The following is an 18,879-nucleotide window of genomic DNA, read 5'->3' as shown; positions in this document are numbered from 1 at the left end:
CCGTAAGGGCCCGCACGCGTGTCCGTCTCGTCGTACGCGTTGGCTAAAATCGCCGTTCGCATGTCACACACACGCGTGACGACGACCAAGAGGCCCCGATGTCCCTGCGCGAGCTGCGGAAAGAGTGCGAAGCCGGGCTGGCTGACCTGCCCCTCCCCGCCCCCTTCGACATCGCGGCGCTGGTGGCCAACATGGAGGCCGCCCGTGGCCGGAAGATCGTACTGCGCGAACTGCCCGACCGGCTCGCCCGTCTCAACGCCGCGTGCGGCCTGCGGCTGAAGGCCGGCGACACCAGCCTCGTCCTCTACCGGCGGCGGCCCACCGAGTACCAGACCCAGCACGTCATCCTGCACGAGCTGTGCCACGAGTGGTTCGACCACGGCACCAGCCTCGACGCCGAGCAGCTGCGGCGGCTCATGCCGGTCTTCGACACCTCCCTCATCGGCCGGGTCCTCGGCTCCGGCGCGACGACCGTGCAGGCGCGGGCGCAGTACGACACCCACGAGGAGCGCATGGCCGAATTCGGGGCCTCGCTCATACCCCGGATGGCTCGCGAGGTCACCAGCGACGACATGGTCGGACGGCTCGCCAACTCGCTCTCCCGGCCCGTCGCCCACCGGCGTACCGGGCTGTTCAGACGCTCCCCCCGTCCCCCGGAATCTCCCCTGTCCCCCCACACCACCCCCGAGGAACCCTCACCATGAACGTCCTCGATCTCGCCGGCTACCTCATAGCCGGGCTGATGACGGCCGTCGCCCTGTGGCGCATGCCCGCCGCGCTCTGGGGCGACGAGGAGGACAAGCGGCGCCGCGCCCTGTGGGGCTGCTACGCCGGATTCGCCGTCGCGCTGTGGACCAAGACCCACATCGTCCGCATCGGGCTCAACAACAGCCCCGTCACCGACCTCGCCGTCCTCATCAAGCACTACACGGCGACCATCGCGATCCTCGCCATCCTCAGCTACATCGTCGCCATCTACGGCCAGTACCCGCAGGGCGGTGACATCCCCCGGCACGTCCGCTTCGCCCGGATCGTGCAACACGTCGCCACCAAGGCGTCGGTCGCCACGCTCGTCCTGCTGACCGTGCTCTTCTTCACCGTCGTGGACCGGAGCACCCCCTCCGACCGGTTCGTCTCCGACCACGCGGGGCAGTGGGGCGCCACGCTCTACATGAGCGTCTTCTACCTGTACTTGGGCGCCGCGTCCGCCGTCTGCGCCTACCAGTGGGCGCTCGCCACCGCCGACACCCGTCTGCGGCACCTGCGGATCGGCCTGGGCATGATGACGGCCGCGATGTTCATCGGCGTCGGCTACACCGTCAGCCGCACCCTCTTCATGTGGGTCAGCGTCGTCGACCGGCCCAGCACCGCCTTCGCGCAGGGCTTCGACAAGGGCACCGAGGTCGCGCAGCTGGTGCTGTTCGCGCTCTTCGCGGTCGGCGCGTCCATCCCCGCGTGCAGCAAGGGCTTGCGCCGGGCAAAGCTATGGCGGGCACAGGCCCGCCTCCACCCGCTGTGGCGGGCCCTGATGACCGCCTTCCCCGACCAGCCCTTCGAGCCGCCCGCCTCCCTCGCCCGGGAGCTGCTGCGCTTCGGCACCCCCGCCGACCTGGCCGTGGACCGCTGGGCCGCCGACATCGCCGACGCCGTCGAGAAACTGCGGCACTACGTCCCCGACCGGCTGCTCCCGGCCGCCAAGGAGGCCGCCTCGGGCGACGCCCCGCTCGCGGACGCGTACTGGATCAAGGCCGCGCTCGCCGCGAAGGCCGACGGCGCCCCGGCCGGCCCGGCCGCCGCTGTCGAGCCCCAGCACGCCACCGACCAGGACGGCGAGGTCGCCTGGCTGGTGCGGGTGGCCGCGGCGTACCGGAAGGTGGACGAGGCACGGGCCCGTACGCTCCTCGCCCCCGCGGCCACGGAGCCGGTCGCGTGAGCGCCACCGTACGCAGCCGGCCCGAGGACACCACCCCGCCCACCCGCACCACCCGTACGGCCCGTACGGTCACCGACGTCCTCCAGCCGCGGAACGTCCTGCTGGCCGGGATGCTCGGGATCGGGCAGGCCGCCGCCGGGCACTGGAGCGGGCTGCTGTGGGGCTTCCTGGGGGCGCTGTGCGCCGGGCTGATCCCCGCCGGGTACATCGAATGGGAGCGCGGACGCGGCACCTGGGGCGACCGGCACGTCGTCGACCGCACCAAGCGGGCGCCCATCTTCTTCGTGATCCTGGGCTCGATCGGCACCGGATCCGTGGTCATGGTCCTCGGCCATGCCCCACCGGGCATCCTCGCCGCGATGCTCGCGCTGTGGGCGATGACCGTCTGCCTGCTCGCCGTCAACACCCTGTGGAAAATCTCGGTGGACTCGGCGGTCGCCTCGGCCGTGGTGGCCCTGCTGGCGGTGGTGCACTCCCCCTGGTGGCTGCTCGCCTACCCGCTGGCCGTCGCCGTCTGCTGGTCCCGGGTCGCGCTCGGCTACCACACGCTCATGCAGACCGTGGCGGGCGCGTCGCTCGGGGCGGCGACCGCGAGCGCCGCGCTCTTCCTCTAGCCGCGACCTGGCCACGCCAGCCGTGGTGGCATTCCGTACATCTCCCTAGAATTGAGGCATTCCTCCCCGCGACATGACCTGGAGGCTGTCATGGCGGTCGGCATGCTGATCGACAACCCGGAGGGTTCGCAGGAGCAGTACGACACACTCCAGAAGCACCTCGATCTGAGCACCTTGCCCCAGGGCCTCATCTACCACTGCGCCGGCCCGAGCCCCAACGGCGGCTGGCGCGTCGTCGACATCTGGGAGTCCGAGGCGGACGCACAGCGCTTCTTCGCCGAGAAGCTGCTCCCGGCCTGGGAGGCCGCCGGCCTCCCCAAGGGCACCGGGGAGCCGGTGTACTGGCCGATCTACAACGCGCTCCCCTAGCAGCGCCGGCCTCTGCGGAAGGTACCCCCCGCAGAGGCCGGTCGGTCCGGGCGGCGGTGCCCGACGGTCGGACGGTCTGTCATGACATGGGTCACAGAAGAAAATGCGCCCTCGTGAGCAACTGCCGTCTTTGTGCGGCTGTGTCCTCCGCTGAGGCTTGGATTCCGCGCCGGGCTCCGCGGTGGCCTGCGAAATCCCGCTTCGGCCCGGCCGGTTGGCGTTTTACGATCACGCCGCTTCACCCTTTCCTCATTCTCTTTTCCGGAAGGCCCAGGTCTCCTGTTGAAGATCCGCCGCATGCTCGCCACGGCCGTGGTCGCCGCCGTGACGACGCCCGCCGTGCTGCTCTCCGTCACCCCCGCGTTCGCCGCCACCACCCCTGACGCACAGCCGCAGGCCACGCGGACGCAGCCGGGCAAGCCCTCCCTCGCGGAGCTGGAGAAGGCCGCCAAGGCGGCGAACAAGGCCTACGAGGACGCCCTCGCGAAGCACTCCGCCGCCGAGAAGGCCTTCGACGAGGCGGCGGCCGACGACGCGCCGCACGCCGTCGCGGACCGCAACGCGCGGAAGGCCGCCGCGGACGCGGAGGAGGCCAAGAAGACGGCCGACAGCGCACTGGCCGCCGCCAGGAACCACCTCCTGACGCTGGACCCCGAGGCCACCGCCGAGGAGAAGGCCGCGGCGGAGCAGGCCGTCGCCGAGGCCCAGACCGCCGCGGCGAACGCCGCGACCGCGAAGGCCGATGCCGACACCAAGGCACGCGCCGCCGCCAAGAAGGCCGGCGACATCCGGGTCGCGGCCGCCCGCGACGCGGAAGCGGCGCGGCAGGCCCTGGAGAAGGCGCTCGCCGTCAAGAAGGCCGCGGACAAGGCGCTCGCCGACGCCCGCGCCGCCCAGGGCGAGGGCGACGACGAGGACGACGACCGCACCTGCGTCGCCGAGAAGGGGCTCACCTCCAAGGTGACCGGCCTTCCCTCCAAGGTCGTCGCCGGAACGACCGTCGCCTTCACGGTCCGGGTGGCCAACGGCACCGGCAAGAACCTCGACTTCGTACAGCCGTATGTGAGCCTGCACGCGTTCGACACCGCCGGCCTCAAGGACCTCGGCGACAAGCTGCGCCTGCAGTGGTCCAGCACCACGTCGAAGACGTGGAAGACGGTCGACGCCAAGCACCCGATCGGCCTGATCACCGGCCTGCGCAAGGGCGCCACGGCCGATGTGAAGCTGCGCGTCACGATCGACGCCTCGGCGCCGAAGGGCAAGGGCGACGTCTTCGTCGGCTCCGAGTACGCCAACAAGGACGGCTCCTGCGGCGGTTCTCCGTTCGACGACCTGTACCGGTTCACGATCGCCCCGGCCGGCACCACCACCGGCAAGGTCGGCGAGGCGGAGAAGACCACCTCCACGACGGGGTCGGGCACCTCGCGCACCAGCGAGCAGGGCGGCCGGTCCACGACCACCGTCACCGCCACCACGACGTCCGGCAGCCTCGCCGCGACCGGCTCCGACGAGAACCTGACGCGGCTCGCCCTCGCGGGCGGCGCGGCCGTCGTGCTCGGCGCCGGTGCGGTGCTGGTGGCCCGCCGCCGACGCGGGGCGGGCAACGACGCGTAAAAGCGGGTACATAGGCATCACAGGCCTGGCTCCAGGACCGATCGGCGGTCCTGGAGCCCGGCTTCTGTCAACGAGGTCCGGGGAAGCGCGTCTCGAAGGCCGTGAACGCCGCCTCCTGGCGCCACTGCACCGTCGCCTTCGGGCTGCCCGCCAGGAACGCGGCGCAGGACGGTCCGGGGCGTGGCGAGCCCGGCCGTTCGTCGCGGCAGGGGCCGCCGGGGCGGTAGCCGTCGCGGGTCGGGTTGCCGGCCCACAGGCTGCGGCCGGAGAGGAAGGCGTACTCGAGGGAGGCGCGCGCCAGGTCCTTCAGCTCCGGGTAGGTCAGACCGTACGTCAGCGCCGCCCGCTCGTATTCGTGGCTGATGGTGATCCGTGAGACTCCCGGGTCGTCCGTGGCGAGCACGACCGGCACCCCGTGGCGGCGGTACGTCATGAAGGGGTGCTCGGCGCCGACGACGCCCAGGATCTGGGCATTGCTGGTCAGCGCTGTCTCGACCGCCACCTCGCGGCGCGCCATCGTCCGGACCAGCTGCCGCCGGTCGTCCTCGTGGCCCAGGTCCACGCCGTGGCCGATGCGTTCGGCCCGGGCGGTGCGGACGGCCTCACCGATATGGAAGGTGAGGTGCTCGGGCTTCACGAGACCGGGGACGAGTTCGCCCGCGTGCAGGGTGACATGGGCGCGGGGGTAGACGCCGCGGAGGTGGGCGAGCATGCGCATGTGGAGCCGGTAGTCGCGCAGCGCGATCGGCCCGTCCTCCGGCTGGAGGAGATTGACGGCGACATGGCGCGGGTCGCGTTCGGCCAGGCGCATCGCGAGGACCATCTGGGTGAAGACGTGCTGGGGCGTGGACTCCCGCAGCACGTGCGGGATCCAGCGCACGGTCAGCGCACAACCCGGGTCGGCGGCGGGCGTGTCGCACCGGGCGGTGGTACGGAACTGCGCCTCGGCGGCGTCCGTCTCCCGCCGCGCCTGGGCGACGAGCCGGTCGATGCGGCCGTCGGCGACCAGCGCGCGGTGCATGCGGTCCAGGTCGGGGTCGAAGCTGGTCTCGGCGGCGAGGGCGGCGGCCCCGGCCACGGCGAAGCCGTCCATGGTCTCCAGGTAGAACTGGTTGTGCCGGGCGAGGGTGCCCGCCACGTCCGCGAGCATCCGGCCGCGGTTGTCCCTGGTGGCCAGGGCGAACTTCCCGAACGTGGCGAAGAAGTGGTCGTGGCCGGGCCGGCCCGGCGGGAAGCCCTCCATCGACCAGGCCCGCACGAGCGCGTCCCGGAACGCCGGATCGGTGGTGGTGTCCACGGCCGGCCGCCGCCCGGGCCCGCACGGCGGCGCGACGGCGGTCATCGTGGCCTCTTCGACGCACAGCCCGGCCTCCACGGCGAAGCCGATCAGCGTCTCGGTCCGTACGGCTCCGGCCAGGTGGTTGTGCAGGTCCCCGCCCTTGGGCAGGGCCCGGAAGAACGCGCCCCGGCGGACGGGGTCGCCGACGAGAGCGCGCAGCCGGTCGTCGGTGCGGCGCTCGGCGGTGACGTCCGGGTCAGGGGCGCGAGCCGCGGACGAAGGGATCGCGGGCAGCAGGCACAGCGCGGTGAGCGCCGCGAGGACGGCGGCGGAACGCTTCCGTGCGGAACGCTTCAGTGGAGTGGTCACCCCACATGATCAGCGGGCAGGGGCGGAGGACCGGCGGTTTCGCGCCGCGGGCCCTCGCGCGGTTCTCGGGCGCGCCGGTGATCGTCAGCCACGACCGCCGGCTGAGGGACGGCTTCCGGGGCAGGCGGCTCGAACTGACCGCGGGAGCCCTCGCCGCGGCCTGGTCCCCGCGGCCTAAGGGGTACGTGCCGGGCCGCGCGGCGCGGACCGGCCGACGACCGTACCGGCGCGGTCGATGCACACCACGTCGACCGCGACCGGTGCCCCCCGCAGCACCTCCAGGGCCTGGTCGCGGGCGGCGGCGGCGACCAGATCCCCGAGCGGCACCCCGGCCGCGGCGCACAACTGCAAGGCGGCCAGACCCGTGTTGGCGACGGCGACCTGTCCGGCCAGCGCCTCGTCGGCGCCGCCCGTACGGGCCAGCTCGGCCAGGAACCCCTTGTCGACCTGGGACCGCGCCGAATGCAGATCCATGTGCCCCACCGCCAGCTTCGACAGCTTCGCGAAGCCACCGCAGACGGTCAGCCGGTCCACGGGATGGCGGCGTACGTACTTGAGCACCGCGCCCGCGAAGTCACCCATGTCCAGCAGGGCGATCTCCGGGAGGTCGTACAGCGTCCGCACGGTCCGCTCCGAGGTGGACCCCGTGCACCCGGCGACATGCGTGAGCCCGGCCGCCCGCGCCACGTCGACCCCGCGGCGGATGGAGTCGATCCACGCCGAGCAGGAGTACGGCACGACGATGCCGGTCGTGCCGAGGATCGACAGTCCGCCGAGGATGCCGATCCGCGGATTCCACGTGGACCGGGCGATCTCCTCGCCGTGGTCGACGGAGACCGTGATCTCGACGTCGCCGCTGCCGCCGTACCGTTCGGCGACCCGCGCGATGTGGTCCCGCATCATCTGCCGGGGGACGGGATTGACGGCGGGCTCGCCCACCTCCAGCGGAAGGCCGGGCAGGGTGACCGTGCCGACGCCGGGCCCGGCGCGGAAGACCACCCCCTGCCCGGCGGGCAGGGGCCGCACGGTCGCCCTGATCAGCGCGCCATGCGTCACGTCCGGGTCGTCACCGGCGTCCTTGACCACCCCGGCCATGGCACTGCCCTCGGCCAGCCCCTCCACGGCCAGCGCGAACGCCGGCGTCTGCCCCTTCGGCAGCGTGATCGTCACCGGGTCCGGGAAGTCGCCGGTGAGCAGCGCGGTGTACGCGGCGGTCGTCGCCGCCGTCGCACAGGCACCGGTGGTCCAGCCGGGCCGCAGCCCGGTGTGCTTGAGTTGGGCGCTGCGACCGCCGGTGGCGGCCGCCCCATCGTCCGTCGTCCCGCCGCCCGTCGTCCCGTCGCCCGTTGTCATGAAGGAACCCCGATGCACGTCCTGATCCTCGGAGGCACGACCGAGGCCCGCGCCCTGGCCGGGCTGCTGCACGCGGCCGGGCCCGGGCAGGGCACCGGGACCGTCCGGGTCACCAGCTCGCTCGCGGGCCGGGTCGCCGCGCCGAAGCTGCCGCCGGGCGAGGTCCGCATCGGCGGCTTCGGCGGTGCGGAGGGCCTGACCGGGTGGCTGCGCGCGCACCAGGTGGACGCGGTCATCGACGCCACGCATCCTTTCGCCGGAACGATCAGTTTCTCCGCGGCGTACGCGGCGGACAAGGCCCATGTTCCCCTGCTGGCCCTCCGCCGCCCCGGGTGGGCCCCCGTGGCGGACGACGACTGGCACCCGGCCGGGTCCCTCGAGGAGGCGGCCTCCCTGGTGGACACCCTGGGCGAGCGGGTGTTCCTGACGACGGGTCGTATGGGGCTGGCCGCGTTCGCCGCCTGCACCTCATGGTTCCTCGTCCGCAGCGTGGACGCCCCCGAGCCGCCGGCCCCGGCCCGGATGGAGGTCCTCCTCGACCGGGGCCCCTTCACGCTGGAGGGCGAGCGGGACATCCTGCGCCGGCACGCCATCGACGTGCTGGTCACGAAGGACAGCGGCGGCGAGGCGACCGCCCCCAAACTGCGCGCGGCCCGGGAGGCGTCCCTGCCGGTGGTGATCGTCCGCCGCCCGCCGGTCCCGGAGGGCGTGCCGGTGGCGTCGACGCCGTCGGAAGCGGCGGTCTGGGTCGCGAACCTGGCGACGTAGCCCCTACTCTCAGGGGCATGTACGGCTACGACCAGAACCAGGGTGCCCAGCAGCAGTACACCCAGCCCCCGCAGCAGCCGATGCAGGGCATGCAGGGTATGCAGGGCGGGTACGGGCAGCAGCCGCTGTACCCCGAGCCGTCGCCGCCGTCGCTCGCCGACGCCGTGCGCGCCTTCACGACCGGGTCCCTGGCCGCCGAGGACTTCCAGCAGATCTTCGCGACCTCGAAGGTCTACTGCCCGCGCGGCGACAACCCCGGCTTCCTGGCGCTGCACAACACCCAGCACCCGGTGATCCCGATGTTCACCACGCTCAAGGAGCTGCGCCGGTACGCGGGCAAGGAGTCCAAGTACTTCGTGATCACCGGCGCCGAGGTGATCGACCTGCTCCCGACCGGGTACGGCTTCGTCCTCGACATGGAGGGCGACCACCGGATGGTCTTCGACGCGAAGGCCGTGGAGCAGATGGTCGACTTCGCCATGCGCCGTATGTACGGCTGATCCACCGCCTTCTCTCCGCCTGTACCCCAGAGCCCGGCCATGCGGCCGGGCTCTTCGCGTGGCGCGATGGAAGCGGAATGGAAGCGGTCGTCGCCGCGTTCAGGTGGCAGGAAGTTCGATATTCAACTAACCTGGATGTCGAAGGATGGAGGTCCTGACATGCCTGCCGTAACCGTCGAGAACCCGCTGACCCTGCCGCGTGTCTCCGCGCCCGCCGACGCGATCGCGCGCCCGGTCCTCGCCGTGAGCACGGCGCCGGCCGGATTCGAAGGGGAGGGCTTCCCGGTGCGCCGCGCGTTCGCCGGGATCAACTACCAGTACCTCGACCCGTTCATCATGATGGACCAGATGGGCGAGGTGGAGTACGCGCCGGGCGAGCCCAAGGGCACCCCCTGGCACCCGCACCGCGGCTTCGAGACCGTGACGTACCTGCTCGACGGAACCTTCGTCCACCAGGACAGCAACGGCGGCGGCGGAACCATCCAGAACGGCGACACCCAGTGGATGACCGCCGGCTCCGGACTCCTCCACATCGAGGCCCCGCCGGAGGCGCTGGTGATGTCGGGCGGCCTCTTCCACGGCCTCCAGCTGTGGGTGAACCTCCCCGCGAGCGACAAGATGATGGACCCCCGCTACCAGGACATCCGCGGCGGCCAGGTCCAGCTCCTCACCTCGCCCGACGGCGGCGCGCTGCTGCGGGTCATCGCCGGTGAGCTCGACGGGCACGAAGGCCCCGGCATCACCCACACCCCCATCACGATGATCCACGCCACCCTGCGGCCGGGCGCCGAGGTCTCCCTGCCGTGGCGCGAGGACTTCAACGGCCTCGCGTACGTCCTGGCCGGGCGCGGCACGGTCGGTACGGAGCGGCGCCCCGTCCACATGGGGCAGACGGCGGTCTTCGGCACCGGCGGCGCGCTGACCGTACGGGCCGACGAGAAGCAGGACGGGCACACGCCCGACCTTGAGGTCGTGCTCCTGGGCGGCCGCCCGATCAGGGAGCCGATGGCGCACTACGGGCCGTTCGTGATGAACACCCGCGAGGAGCTCCAGAAGGCGTTCGAGGACTTCCAGAAGGGACGCCTGGGGACGATCCCCGTGGTGCACGGCATGGGCGCCTGACGCCTGCCTGGGCCGGGTGATCCCGGCCCGGGCGGGGGCGCGGGGCGGGGGCGGGCGCGGTTCTGACGGTCCGTCACCCGGATGCCGCGCCCCACGGGCCGACACCCCCTCGCCGTGATCGGCTGGAGGGGTGCCGACCTCGTCCGCCCTCCTCCCCGAGCCCGTGCGGCGGCTCGCCGCCTGGTGCGTCGTCGTGCTGCTCGTCGCCGGGGTCGCCGCCGTCGGGATCTGGCTCGTCATCACCTTCCAGACGGCCGTCACCCCCGTCCTGCTCGCGCTCCTCGGCACCGCGCTCCTCGGGCCCCTGCACCGGCGGCTCATCAGGCTGCGGATGAACCGCTCGCTCGCCGCCGGGCTCACCTGCGTCGCCGTCGTCGCCGTCGTCGGCGGGGCCACGTACGTCGTCGTCAGCGCCCTCATCGAGACCGGCGACCAGATCCTCGCCTCGCTCCGGCAGGCCGCCGACGACCTGACCAAGCACCTCGGCGCCGCCGGCACCTCGCTCGACGACCTGGCCAACAACGCCAAGAACCTGCTGACGAGGTTCGGCGCGACGGCCGCGTCCGGGGTGATCAGCGGGCTCAGCGTGGTCGGCGAGGTGATCGCCATCGCCGTCCTCGCCCTGCTGCTGGTCTTCTTCTTCCTCCGCGACTCGGACAAGGCCACCGCCACCCTCGCCTCCCTCATGCCCCGCTCCACCGCCACCACCGCCGAGGCGATGTGCCGCCGCGCCTTCGAGGCGGTCGAGGGCTTCATGCGCGGCACGACCTTCATCGCCCTGATCGACGCGATCCTCATCACCATCGGACTGCTGATCCTGCGGGTGCCCGGCGCGGTGGGGCTCGGCGCGCTCGTCTTCGTCGGCGCGTACATCCCGTACCTCGGCGCCTTCATCTCCGGCACGGTCGCGATCCTCGTCGCCCTCGCCGACCGGGGGTTCGTCATCGCGCTGTGGGCGCTCGGCGTGGTCCTCGCCGTGCAGATGATCGAGGGGCACGTCCTCCAGCCCGTGATCCAGAGCCGGACCGTGCAGATGCATCCGGCGGTGGTGATGCTGGCCATCACGGCCGGGGCGTCGGTGGCGGGCGTCCTCGGCATGCTGCTGGCCGTACCGGTGACGGCCGCCGCGTTCGGGGTCTTCGGCGAACTGCGCAGGCACTACGACGGACGACAGACGACGGATGACGGATGACGGATGACAACTGACAGAGGGCGGAACGGGTCAGGCAGGCGCGGCAGGCGTCCCACCCGGTTCGAAGGACGCCAGCATCTGCTCAAGCGCCTGCTGGTCCGGCCCGATCCACGGATCGGACTCCGGCGCCATCGTGATCGTGCCGAGCATCATCGCGGTGAGCCGTACGGCCGGCGGCAGATGGGTGGAGAGCACGATCTCCGGGTCCATCGCCCGTAGCGGTTCGATCGTCGCGACGTATTTCACCGGGTCGACGACATGGATCCACGGACTGTCCACGGTCGCCCACAGCAGCTGCGCCGCGCGCAGGTCCTCGGGCGACACGTCGGAGGCGTGGCCGCCCTCGGCGATCTCCTTGTTCGGCATCGGGCCGCCGAAGCAGTCGGAGCTGAACATGATCCGGGTCTTGTCGTCGTAGAAGCCGACGGTGGCGGGGCTGTCGTACAGCGGCGGCCGGAAGCCGTGCAGCGTGCGGTCGCCGACGTCGAGGGAGTGCCCCGGGTTGAGCATGTACACACGGTCCATCGGGAAGGGCCGTTCGGTGGACATGATGCCCGCGCCGAGGAACGTGGTGACGATCCGGCATTTGGGGGAGGCCTGGAGCAGCTCGAAGATCCCGCCGGTGTGGTCGCGGTCGGGGTGGGTGAGCCAGATCCAGCGGACGTCGGCGGGGTCCATGACCGAGCCGAGGGCGGCCATGAAGTCCCGGTCGGAGAGGGAGAGACCGGTGTCGACGACGACCGGCTCCGTGGCGAGGAGGACGAAGGCGTTGACGGGGATGAAACCGATGCCCGGTACGTCGAGGCTGTCCCCGATGACGGTGGTGTCGCTGCCGACCTTGTGGATGTCCATGGCGCGCTCCGAGGTCCCCCCGGCGGCCGTACGTCTCCAGTCTCCCCCCGCACGCCCAGCCGCGCCCCCGCACGCCCCCCGGGGCCCCCGGAAGCCCCGTCCTCCGCCGCTCTACTCCCCCCGCACGTCCTCGTACAGCTCGAACCAGATCGACTTGCCCCCGCCCCTGGGGTCCACGCCCCACGCGTGCGCCAGCATCTCCATCAGCAGCAGGCCGCGGCCCGAGGACGCCATCTCGCCGGGCCGCCGCCGGTGCGGCAGTTCGTCGCTGGCGTCGGCGACCTCGACCCGCAGCCGGCGGGTGCCGCGTTCGCCGGTCGCCTCCGCGACGAGCAGCGCGTCGCCGTCCGTGTGGACGAGGACGTTGGTGACCATCTCGGAGACCATCAGCACGGCCGCGTCGAGCTGCTCCTCGTCCGTCCAGTCGTGCAGCAGCTCCCGTACGTGCTGCCGGGCCGCCGCGATCCGCTCCGGCTCGGCCTGGGCGACGGTCATGGCGCTGCGGCGCGGAGCCTGGCGGGCCGGGGTGCCGAGCCGGGAGAGGAGCAGGACCGCGATGTCGTCCTCGCGGCGGTCGGCGAGCGGGCCGGTCGTGTGGTGCGAGCCGGGGCCGTGGACGGCCTGGACGAGGCTGTCGGCCAGTTCTTCGAGCGAGCCGCTGTCGTGGGTTTCGAGGAGGGTGCGGATCCGGGCCCAGCCGGTGTCGAGGTCGTGCCCGCCGGTCTCCAGGAGTCCGTCGGTGCACATCATCAGCGTCTCGCCGGGCTCCAGGGTGAGCCGGGTCGTCGGATAGTCGGTGTCGGGGACGATGCCGAGGGGCAGTCCGCCCGCGGTGGGCCGGTGGACGACCGTTCCGTCGGCCATCCGGACCGCCGGGTCGGGGTGTCCGGCGCGGGCGATGTCGATGGTGCCGGTCTCCGGGTCGACCTCCAGGTAGAGGCAGGTCGCGAAGCGGGGGCCGCCGGAGGCGTCGGTGCTGTCGGTGCCGTCGGTGATGCCGTAGAGGAACCGGGAGGCGCGGGAGAGGACGGCGTCGGGCCGGTGGCCCTCGGAGGCGTAGGCCCGCAGGGCGATCCGGAGCTGGCCCATGAGGCCCGCGGCGCGTACGTCGTGGCCCTGGACGTCCCCGATGACGAGGGCGACCCGGCCGCCGCCCGCGCGGGAGCCGCCGCCGGGGAGCGGGATCATGTCGTACCAGTCGCCGCCGACCTGGAGGCCGCCGCCGGTCGGTACGTACCGCGCGGCGATCGACATGCCCGGGATGGCGGGTCCGAGGACCGGCATCATCGAGCGCTGGAGACCGAGGGAGAGTTCCCGTTCGGACTCGGCGACACCGGCGCGGGCGAGGGCCTGGGCGAGCATCCGGGCGACGGTGGTGAGGACGGAGCGTTCGTCGGGGGTGAAGGCGACGGGGTGTTTGAAGGCGGCCATCCAGGCGCCCATGGTGCGGCCGGCGACGATGAGGGGGAGGAAGGCCCAGGACTCCCTGCCGAATCGTTCCGCCAGGCGCCAGGCCGCGGGGAAGCGCCGCCGGTACTCCTGCGGCGAGGGCAGATAGATCGCCCGCCCGGTCCGTACGACCTCCGCCGCGGGGTAGTCGGTGTCCCGGGACATCTCGGTGAACGGTCCCTCGTCGCCGGCGTGGTGTCCGTGGTGCCCGATGATCGTGAGGCGGTCGCCCGCCATGCCGAAGACCGCGAGGCCGTCGGGCGAGAAGCCGGGCATCGACAGCGACGCCGCCACCCGCAGGACCTCCGCCGTCGACCGGGCCTCCGCCAGCGCCCGCCCGGCGTCCAGCAGGAACGCCTCGCGCGAGCGGCGCCAGTCTCCGGTGATGGGGGTGGCGGCGGCGGTGCCGGGCTGGGGCTCGGCGACCTCCTGGAGGGTGCCGACGAGCTTGTAGTCGTCGCCCTCGATCAGGGGCTTGGAGCGGCTGCGTACGGTACGGATGACCCGCCCGTCGGTGTCCATGATCCGCAGCCGGGCCTCGGCGAGGGTGCCCTCGGCGACGGCGAGGTTCACGACGCCGTCGATCTCGTTCCAGTCGACGGGGTGGAAACGGGAGCGCACCTGCGCCTCGGTGAGCGACGCCGGCTCGGCGGGCAGGCCGAGGAGCCGGGCCGCCTCCGCGTCGAGGGTGACGGTCCCGGTCGCGTTGTCCCAGCGCCACAGGCCGGTCGCGATCGCGGCCAACACGTCCTCGGTGCGCATTTCCACACTTTAAGAAGATTGACGGATCAGTCGCCACCGAGGGTGTCCGACAACCGTTCGACCGCCTGTGTCCGCTTCGCGTACGCAGAGTATTCGATAAGCGATCTTGGCCGGACGGGTAACCTTGACCAGTCGAGCCATACCCCCATACCGAAGACTGGATGAACGACGATGCATCGGTACAGGTCCCACACCTGCGGCGAGCTCCGCGCCTCTGACGTCGGCACCGACGTCCGGCTGAGCGGCTGGCTGCACAATCGGCGCGACCTGGGCGGCATCCTCTTCATCGATCTGCGCGACCACTACGGCATCACGCAGCTCGTCGCCCGGCCCGGCACCCCGGCCGCCGAGGTGCTCGACAAGCTGACGAAGGAGACCGTCGTCCGCGTCGACGGCAAGGTCGTCTCCCGTGGCGCCGACAACGTCAACCCCGAGCTCGCCACCGGCGAGATCGAGATCGAGGCCCGCGAGGTCGAGGTCCTCGGCGCCGCCAAGCAGATCCCGTTCACCGTCAACGCCGACGACGGCGTCAACGAAGAGCGTCGTCTGGAGTACCGCTTCCTCGACCTGCGCCGCGAGCGCATGCACCGCAACATCATGCTGCGCACCGCCGTCATCTCCGCCATCCGGCACAAGATGACCGCGCTCGGCTTCAACGAGATGGCGACCCCGATCCTCGCCGCGACCTCCCCCGAGGGCGCCCGCGACTTCGTCGTGCCGTCCCGTCTCAACCCGGGCAAGTTCTACGCGCTGCCGCAGGCCCCGCAGCAGTTCAAGCAGCTGCTGATGATCTCCGGCTTCGACCGCTACTTCCAGATCGCGCCCTGCTTCCGCGACGAGGACGCCCGCGCCGACCGCTCGCCGGGCGAGTTCTACCAGCTCGACGTGGAGATGAGCTTCGTCGAGCAGGAGGACGTCTTCCAGCCGATCGAGAAGCTGATGACCGAGCTCTTCGAGGAGTTCGGCGGCGGCCGGCACGTCACGTCGCCCTTCCCGAGGATCCCGTTCCGCGAGGCGATGCTCAAGTACGGCTCCGACAAGCCGGATCTGCGCGCCAAGCTGGAGCTCGTCGACATCACCGACATCTTCGAGGGCTCCGAGTTCAAGGCGTTCGCGGGCAAGCACGTGCGGGCGCTGCCGGTCCCGAACACCGCCGAGCAGACCCGTAAGTTCTTCGACGGCCTCGGCGAGTACGCCGTCGAGCAGGGCGCCAAGGGCCTGGCCTGGGTCCGCGTCGGCGAGGACGGCACGCTGAGCGGCCCGATCGCCAAGTTCCTCACCGAGGAGAACGTCAAGGTCCTCACCGAGCGCCTCGGCCTGGAGGCCGGTCACGCCGTCTTCTTCGGCGCGGGCGAGTTCGACGAGGTCTCCAAGATCATGGGCGCGGTGCGGGTCGAGGCCGCGAAGCGGGCCGGCCACTTCGAGGACGGCGTCTTCCGCTTCTGCTGGATCGTCGACTTCCCGATGTACGAGCGGGACGAGGAGACCGGCAAGATCGACTTCTCGCACAACCCGTTCTCCATGCCGCAGGGCGGCCTGGAGGCCCTGGAGACCCAGGACCCGCTGGACATCCTCGGCTGGCAGTACGACATCGTGTGCAACGGCGTCGAGCTGTCCTCCGGCGCGATCCGGAACCACGAGCCCGAGGTCATGTTCAAGGCGTTCGAGATCGCCGGCTACTCCCGGGAGACCGTGGAGCAGGAGTTCGCGGGCATGCTGCGCGCATTCGAGTACGGCGCCCCGCCGCACGGCGGCATCGCCCCGGGCGTCGACCGTATCGTCATGCTCCTGGCCGACGAGCCGAACATCCGCGAGACCATCGCGTTCCCGCTGAACGGCAACGCGCAGGACCTGCTGATGGGCGCGCCGACGGAGCTGGACGAGGCGCGGCTGCGCGAGCTGAACATCCAGCTGCGCAAGCCGGTCACGAAGGAGAAGCCGGCGGAGGACCGCCCGATCAGCGAGTCGGTCCACCCGGAGGCGGGCCGGTAGGTCAGTGTGGGGAAGGGCCCTGGAACCGTAAGGTTCCGGGGCCCTTTCTGCTGCCCGCCCTCTTCTTCGCTCTCCCTCCTGTCCTGCAACCGACCTGAAAACGACGGCAGGGCAACCCGTTCGGCAGGCCAACGCGTTCCACTGGTGTGGAACACCTACGGGAGCGCCGGGAAGACCGGCGGCGGAGACGGCGACGGACGGGGACGGAGACGGATGCGCGGCGGGCGGCCCGACCACGGCGACTTCGAGGAATTCGTCGCCGCGCGCGGCCCCAGGCTGCTGCGGATGGCGTGGCTGCTCACCGGCGACGCGCACCTCGCCGAGGACCTGCTCCAGACGGTCCTGGCCAAGGTGTGGCCCAAGTGGCCCCGGATCGCGGCCGATCACCCCGAGGCGTATGTGCGCAGGGCCCTCGTCCACACCCACACGTCCTGGTGGCGGCGGCGCTGGCGGGGCGAGGTCCCGCACGGCGTACTCCCGGAGCGGGCGGTGCCGGCCGACGCGTACGAGGACGTGGACCTGGGCCAGACGCTGGGCGCCGCGGTACGGCTGCTGCCGCCCCGGCAGCGGGCCGTCGTGGTGCTGCGCTACTTCGAGGACCTGAGCGTCGAGGAGACGGCGGCGACGCTCGGCTGCTCCCCCGGCACGGTCAAGAGCCAGGCCGCGAAGGCGCTGCGCACCCTGCGGGCCGTGCTGCCGGAGCCCGCGAAGGAGCGCTGTGACCTGTGACTGATCAGGAACAGGAAGCTCAGGAGGCCGGGCTGAGGGCGCTGCTGGAACGGGCGGTGCCGGAGCTCGCCGCGCCCGAGGGCCGGATGCGTCGGGTGCGGGAGCGGGTCGTAAGGCGGCGGCGGGCGCGGGCCGCGGTGGCGGGCGGCGCGGTGGCGGTGGCGGGCGTACTGCTGGCGGGGGGCGTACTGCGGCCGGAGCCCGTACGGCCGCCGGAGCTGCGGCCCGCGTCGCCGGCCCCCGTGCCGCTCGACCGGACCGTGCGCTATCCGGAGCTGGCCGGGCTGACGCTGCGGCTGCCGCGGGGCTGGTACGGGCTGAAGGCCGGGGCGACCGGTTTCGCGGGCCCGCAGCGGCTCACCCCGTACGAGAAGACGTGCCGGACCGCGCCCGGCGTGTTCTGCCCGCCGCTGGAACGGCTCGACGCGGACGGGGCGCTGCTGGTCCTGCGGATCGGCGCGCAGCCGGCCCTGCGCCCCACGCCCCGGCCGGGCCAGAGCCCGGACCGTACCTCTCTGAGCGCTTCCTGCCGCGCGCTCGACGGCAGCCATGAGTACCAAACGCTCCTCGACGCACCCGAGGCGGCCGGGACGGGCTCGGTGCTCGTCGTGACCGTGTGCCTCGGCCGGGACGGCGACCGGCGGCTGGAGGAGATCCGGCAGATCCTCGCCACGGCGGCGTACGACACCTCACACCTCAAGGAAGGGCACTGACATGGCCGTACTCCGACCCCTGCGAGGCTCCCTGTGCGGGGCGGCGGCCGCGGGACTACTGCTCGCGGTGGGCTGTTCGGCGCCGCCGGCTTCGGCGCCCGAGCCGCGTACGACCACCCAGCAGGCGGCGGACGCCAAGGCGGAGTCGCCCCGGCCGGCCCCGGCGCCGCCGCGCGAGATCCCGGGGCTGGGCCCGGCGACCCGCGCCGCGATCCCGGCGACGGCCCGCCAGGCGGTGGTCGTCACGGGCGCGGGCCCGGACTCGTCCCGCTCCACGGTGGTCCGCTACGTCCGCGACCCGGCCACCGGCTGGTCGCCGGTGGGCACCCCGTGGCAGGCCCACAACGCGCTCAAGGGCTGGACGGACCACCACATCCAGGGCGACAAGCGCTCCCCGATCGGCGTCTTCGGCCTCACGGACGCGGGCGGCCTCCTCCCGGACCCGGGCACCCGCCTCCCCTACGACCAGGGCCGCGCCTTCACCGCCCGCGGCACGGGCTCCCTGGGTGAGCCCCTGGCGGGCTCCTTCGACTACGTGGTTGCCATCAACTACAACCGCCGCCCAGGCCGCACCCCCCTGGACTGGACCCGCCCCCTGGGCCCCAAGCGCGGCGGCGGCATCTGGCTCCACGTCGACCACAACGGCCCCACAGAAGGCTGCATCTCAGTCACCCGCCCCCACATGCGCACCCTGCTCCGCTGGCTGGACCCGTCGATGCACCCGGTGGTGGTGATGGGGGACGCGGGGGCGCTGGGGCGGTGACGGATCCTGGCCCAGGGGCCGTCGGCGGAAGCGAAGCGTTCGCGTAGGCTTTCGACGACTCGCGTTCGTACGGGATGGGCGCAGTGGTCGGGGGGCCGAGATGCAGAACGCTGATCTTGAGGTGTCGGAGGACGGGCTGTCCAAGCTCGCCGACGACATGGATGCCATGCAGAGGTATCTGGAGCAGCAGACGCGACGGATGGACGCCGTGGTGGACAGCATCGAAGCGGGTTGGCAGGGCCCCGCGGCGACGGCCTACCGCAGCCTCCACCGGGGTGTGGCGGAGGACGCCGTACGGATCCGGAACATCCTCGTGCTGCTGGAGGAGGCGACGCGGCTCAGTCGTGACGGCTTCACCGAGCAGGAGCTGGAGACGCTGGGGCGGATCAGCAAGCTGCAGGACGGTGCCGATGTCTCGGCAACCGCCCGAGCCTGGTCGGAGCCGCCCCCGGGATCCGCGCCCGCGCAGCCGCAGAGCCGCATCCTGGACGTCTAGATTTCACGGG

Annotated in this window: 18 protein-coding genes; 14 read left to right on the top strand and 4 right to left on the bottom strand. The window is 72.3% G+C overall.

All coding sequences use genetic code 11. From position 1 onward, the window contains the following. Window positions 1–98: 98 nt before the first annotated feature. The 5 genes from ACZ7LT_RS16270 (at window position 99) to ACZ7LT_RS16250 (ending at window position 4,530) form a co-directional block, all read left to right on the top strand. Complete coding sequence (locus tag ACZ7LT_RS16270; protein WP_471236694.1) at window positions 99–704, top strand: toxin; 606 nt, start codon at window positions 99–101, stop codon at window positions 702–704. Next, window positions 701–1,933 (top strand): MAB_1171c family putative transporter, encoded by a 1,233-nt coding sequence (locus ACZ7LT_RS16265; RefSeq protein WP_471236693.1) that lies wholly within the window; start codon window positions 701–703, stop codon window positions 1,931–1,933. Before ACZ7LT_RS16270 ends, ACZ7LT_RS16265 begins: the two co-directional genes overlap by 4 nt. Further along, entirely contained in the window at window positions 1,930–2,547 is a 618-nt protein-coding gene (locus ACZ7LT_RS16260) for a hypothetical protein (protein ID WP_471236692.1), read from the top strand. Before ACZ7LT_RS16265 ends, ACZ7LT_RS16260 begins: the two co-directional genes overlap by 4 nt. Before the next feature lie 90 nt (window positions 2,548–2,637). Further along, a complete protein-coding gene (locus ACZ7LT_RS16255; RefSeq protein WP_471236691.1) occupies window positions 2,638–2,916 on the top strand; it encodes a hypothetical protein in 279 nt (92 codons plus the stop codon). 297 nt (window positions 2,917–3,213) lie between these two features. Then, a complete protein-coding gene (locus tag ACZ7LT_RS16250; protein WP_471236690.1) occupies window positions 3,214–4,530 on the top strand; it encodes a peptidase in 1,317 nt (438 codons plus the stop codon). Between the two features lie 67 nt (window positions 4,531–4,597). Here the strand turns inward: ACZ7LT_RS16250 and ACZ7LT_RS16245 are convergent, their stop codons facing one another. Together ACZ7LT_RS16245 and ACZ7LT_RS16240 are read right to left on the bottom strand one after the other, a co-directional pair. After that, window positions 4,598–6,178 carry an adenosine deaminase family protein gene (locus ACZ7LT_RS16245; protein WP_471236689.1) on the bottom strand — a complete coding sequence of 527 codons (1,581 nt, stop codon included), beginning with the start codon at window positions 6,176–6,178 and terminating at the stop codon, window positions 4,598–4,600. A 174-nt stretch (window positions 6,179–6,352) separates the two neighbouring features. Next, entirely contained in the window at window positions 6,353–7,531 is a 1,179-nt protein-coding gene (locus tag ACZ7LT_RS16240) for a cobalt-precorrin-5B (C(1))-methyltransferase (RefSeq protein WP_471236688.1), read from the bottom strand. A 12-nt stretch (window positions 7,532–7,543) separates the two neighbouring features. On the opposite strand from ACZ7LT_RS16240, the gene ACZ7LT_RS16235 reads away from it, so the two are divergent. The 4 genes from ACZ7LT_RS16235 to ACZ7LT_RS16220 all read left to right on the top strand — a co-directional run bounded on the left by ACZ7LT_RS16235 (window position 7,544) and on the right by ACZ7LT_RS16220 (window position 11,113). After that, the gene (locus ACZ7LT_RS16235; protein ID WP_471236687.1) at window positions 7,544–8,299 is read left to right on the top strand and encodes a cobalt-precorrin-6A reductase; all 756 of its coding nucleotides are present in this window, start codon (window positions 7,544–7,546) and stop codon (window positions 8,297–8,299) included. A 17-nt stretch (window positions 8,300–8,316) separates the two neighbouring features. Then, the gene (locus tag ACZ7LT_RS16230; RefSeq protein WP_471236686.1) at window positions 8,317–8,799 is read left to right on the top strand and encodes an SseB family protein; all 483 of its coding nucleotides are present in this window, start codon (window positions 8,317–8,319) and stop codon (window positions 8,797–8,799) included. 159 nt (window positions 8,800–8,958) lie between these two features. Next, window positions 8,959–9,921, top strand: a complete 963-nt coding sequence (locus tag ACZ7LT_RS16225; protein WP_471236685.1) for a pirin family protein — start codon at window positions 8,959–8,961, stop codon at window positions 9,919–9,921. A 130-nt stretch (window positions 9,922–10,051) separates the two neighbouring features. Beyond that, on the top strand, window positions 10,052–11,113 hold the full coding sequence (locus ACZ7LT_RS16220; RefSeq protein WP_471236684.1) for an AI-2E family transporter: 1,062 nt from the start codon (window positions 10,052–10,054) through the stop codon (window positions 11,111–11,113). 30 nt (window positions 11,114–11,143) lie between these two features. Here ACZ7LT_RS16220 and ACZ7LT_RS16215 read toward each other — a convergent pair whose 3' ends face one another. Both ACZ7LT_RS16215 and ACZ7LT_RS16210 read right to left on the bottom strand, forming a co-directional pair. Further along, window positions 11,144–11,965, bottom strand: a complete 822-nt coding sequence (locus tag ACZ7LT_RS16215) for an oxygen-binding di-iron domain-containing protein (RefSeq protein WP_471236683.1) — start codon at window positions 11,963–11,965, stop codon at window positions 11,144–11,146. A 111-nt stretch (window positions 11,966–12,076) separates the two neighbouring features. Next, window positions 12,077–14,176, bottom strand: coding sequence for a SpoIIE family protein phosphatase (locus ACZ7LT_RS16210; protein ID WP_471236682.1), 2,100 nt, complete (start codon window positions 14,174–14,176; stop codon window positions 12,077–12,079). A gap of 171 nt (window positions 14,177–14,347) precedes the next feature. On the opposite strand from ACZ7LT_RS16210, the gene aspS reads away from it, so the two are divergent. From aspS to ACZ7LT_RS16185, 5 genes are all read left to right on the top strand, one after another. Continuing rightward, entirely contained in the window at window positions 14,348–16,168 is a 1,821-nt protein-coding gene (gene aspS / locus ACZ7LT_RS16205) for an aspartate--tRNA ligase (RefSeq protein WP_471236681.1), read from the top strand. 213 nt (window positions 16,169–16,381) lie between these two features. Then, window positions 16,382–16,897, top strand: a complete 516-nt coding sequence (locus ACZ7LT_RS16200; protein ID WP_471236680.1) for a SigE family RNA polymerase sigma factor — start codon at window positions 16,382–16,384, stop codon at window positions 16,895–16,897. After that, the gene (locus ACZ7LT_RS16195) at window positions 16,894–17,610 is read left to right on the top strand and encodes a hypothetical protein (protein WP_471236679.1); all 717 of its coding nucleotides are present in this window, start codon (window positions 16,894–16,896) and stop codon (window positions 17,608–17,610) included. The genes ACZ7LT_RS16200 and ACZ7LT_RS16195 overlap by 4 nt, the downstream gene beginning before the upstream one ends. Before the next feature lies 1 nt (window position 17,611). Continuing rightward, window positions 17,612–18,373, top strand: coding sequence for a L,D-transpeptidase family protein (locus ACZ7LT_RS16190; RefSeq protein ID WP_471236678.1), 762 nt, complete (start codon window positions 17,612–17,614; stop codon window positions 18,371–18,373). Window positions 18,374–18,473: 100 nt separating this feature from the next. After that, complete coding sequence (locus ACZ7LT_RS16185) at window positions 18,474–18,869, top strand: WXG100 family type VII secretion target (protein ID WP_471236677.1); 396 nt, start codon at window positions 18,474–18,476, stop codon at window positions 18,867–18,869. Window positions 18,870–18,879 lie beyond the last annotated feature (10 nt).

Source organism: Streptomyces sp. NPDC039465 (assembly GCF_055639315.1).
The sequence above is the reverse complement of the archived record's forward strand: the minus strand, read 5'-3'. Positions and strand labels throughout refer to the sequence as shown.

Coding starts and splice junctions, on each gene's coding strand:
- ACZ7LT_RS16190 (WP_471236678.1), top strand. CDS start 17,612: ATGGCCGTACTCCGACCCCTGCGAGGCTCCCTGTGCGGGGCGGCGGCC.
- ACZ7LT_RS16230 (WP_471236686.1), top strand. CDS start 8,317: ATGTACGGCTACGACCAGAACCAGGGTGCCCAGCAGCAGTACACCCAG.
- ACZ7LT_RS16235 (WP_471236687.1), top strand. CDS start 7,544: ATGCACGTCCTGATCCTCGGAGGCACGACCGAGGCCCGCGCCCTGGCC.
- ACZ7LT_RS16265 (WP_471236693.1), top strand. CDS start 701: ATGAACGTCCTCGATCTCGCCGGCTACCTCATAGCCGGGCTGATGACG.
- ACZ7LT_RS16215 (WP_471236683.1), bottom strand. CDS start 11,965: ATGGACATCCACAAGGTCGGCAGCGACACCACCGTCATCGGGGACAGC.
- ACZ7LT_RS16270 (WP_471236694.1), top strand. CDS start 99: ATGTCCCTGCGCGAGCTGCGGAAAGAGTGCGAAGCCGGGCTGGCTGAC.
- ACZ7LT_RS16240 (WP_471236688.1), bottom strand. CDS start 7,531: ATGACAACGGGCGACGGGACGACGGGCGGCGGGACGACGGACGATGGG.
- ACZ7LT_RS16200 (WP_471236680.1), top strand. CDS start 16,382: ATGCGCGGCGGGCGGCCCGACCACGGCGACTTCGAGGAATTCGTCGCC.
- ACZ7LT_RS16255 (WP_471236691.1), top strand. CDS start 2,638: ATGGCGGTCGGCATGCTGATCGACAACCCGGAGGGTTCGCAGGAGCAG.
- ACZ7LT_RS16250 (WP_471236690.1), top strand. CDS start 3,214: ATGCTCGCCACGGCCGTGGTCGCCGCCGTGACGACGCCCGCCGTGCTG.
- ACZ7LT_RS16225 (WP_471236685.1), top strand. CDS start 8,959: ATGCCTGCCGTAACCGTCGAGAACCCGCTGACCCTGCCGCGTGTCTCC.
- ACZ7LT_RS16210 (WP_471236682.1), bottom strand. CDS start 14,176: ATGCGCACCGAGGACGTGTTGGCCGCGATCGCGACCGGCCTGTGGCGC.
- aspS (WP_471236681.1), top strand. CDS start 14,348: ATGCATCGGTACAGGTCCCACACCTGCGGCGAGCTCCGCGCCTCTGAC.
- ACZ7LT_RS16185 (WP_471236677.1), top strand. CDS start 18,474: ATGCAGAACGCTGATCTTGAGGTGTCGGAGGACGGGCTGTCCAAGCTC.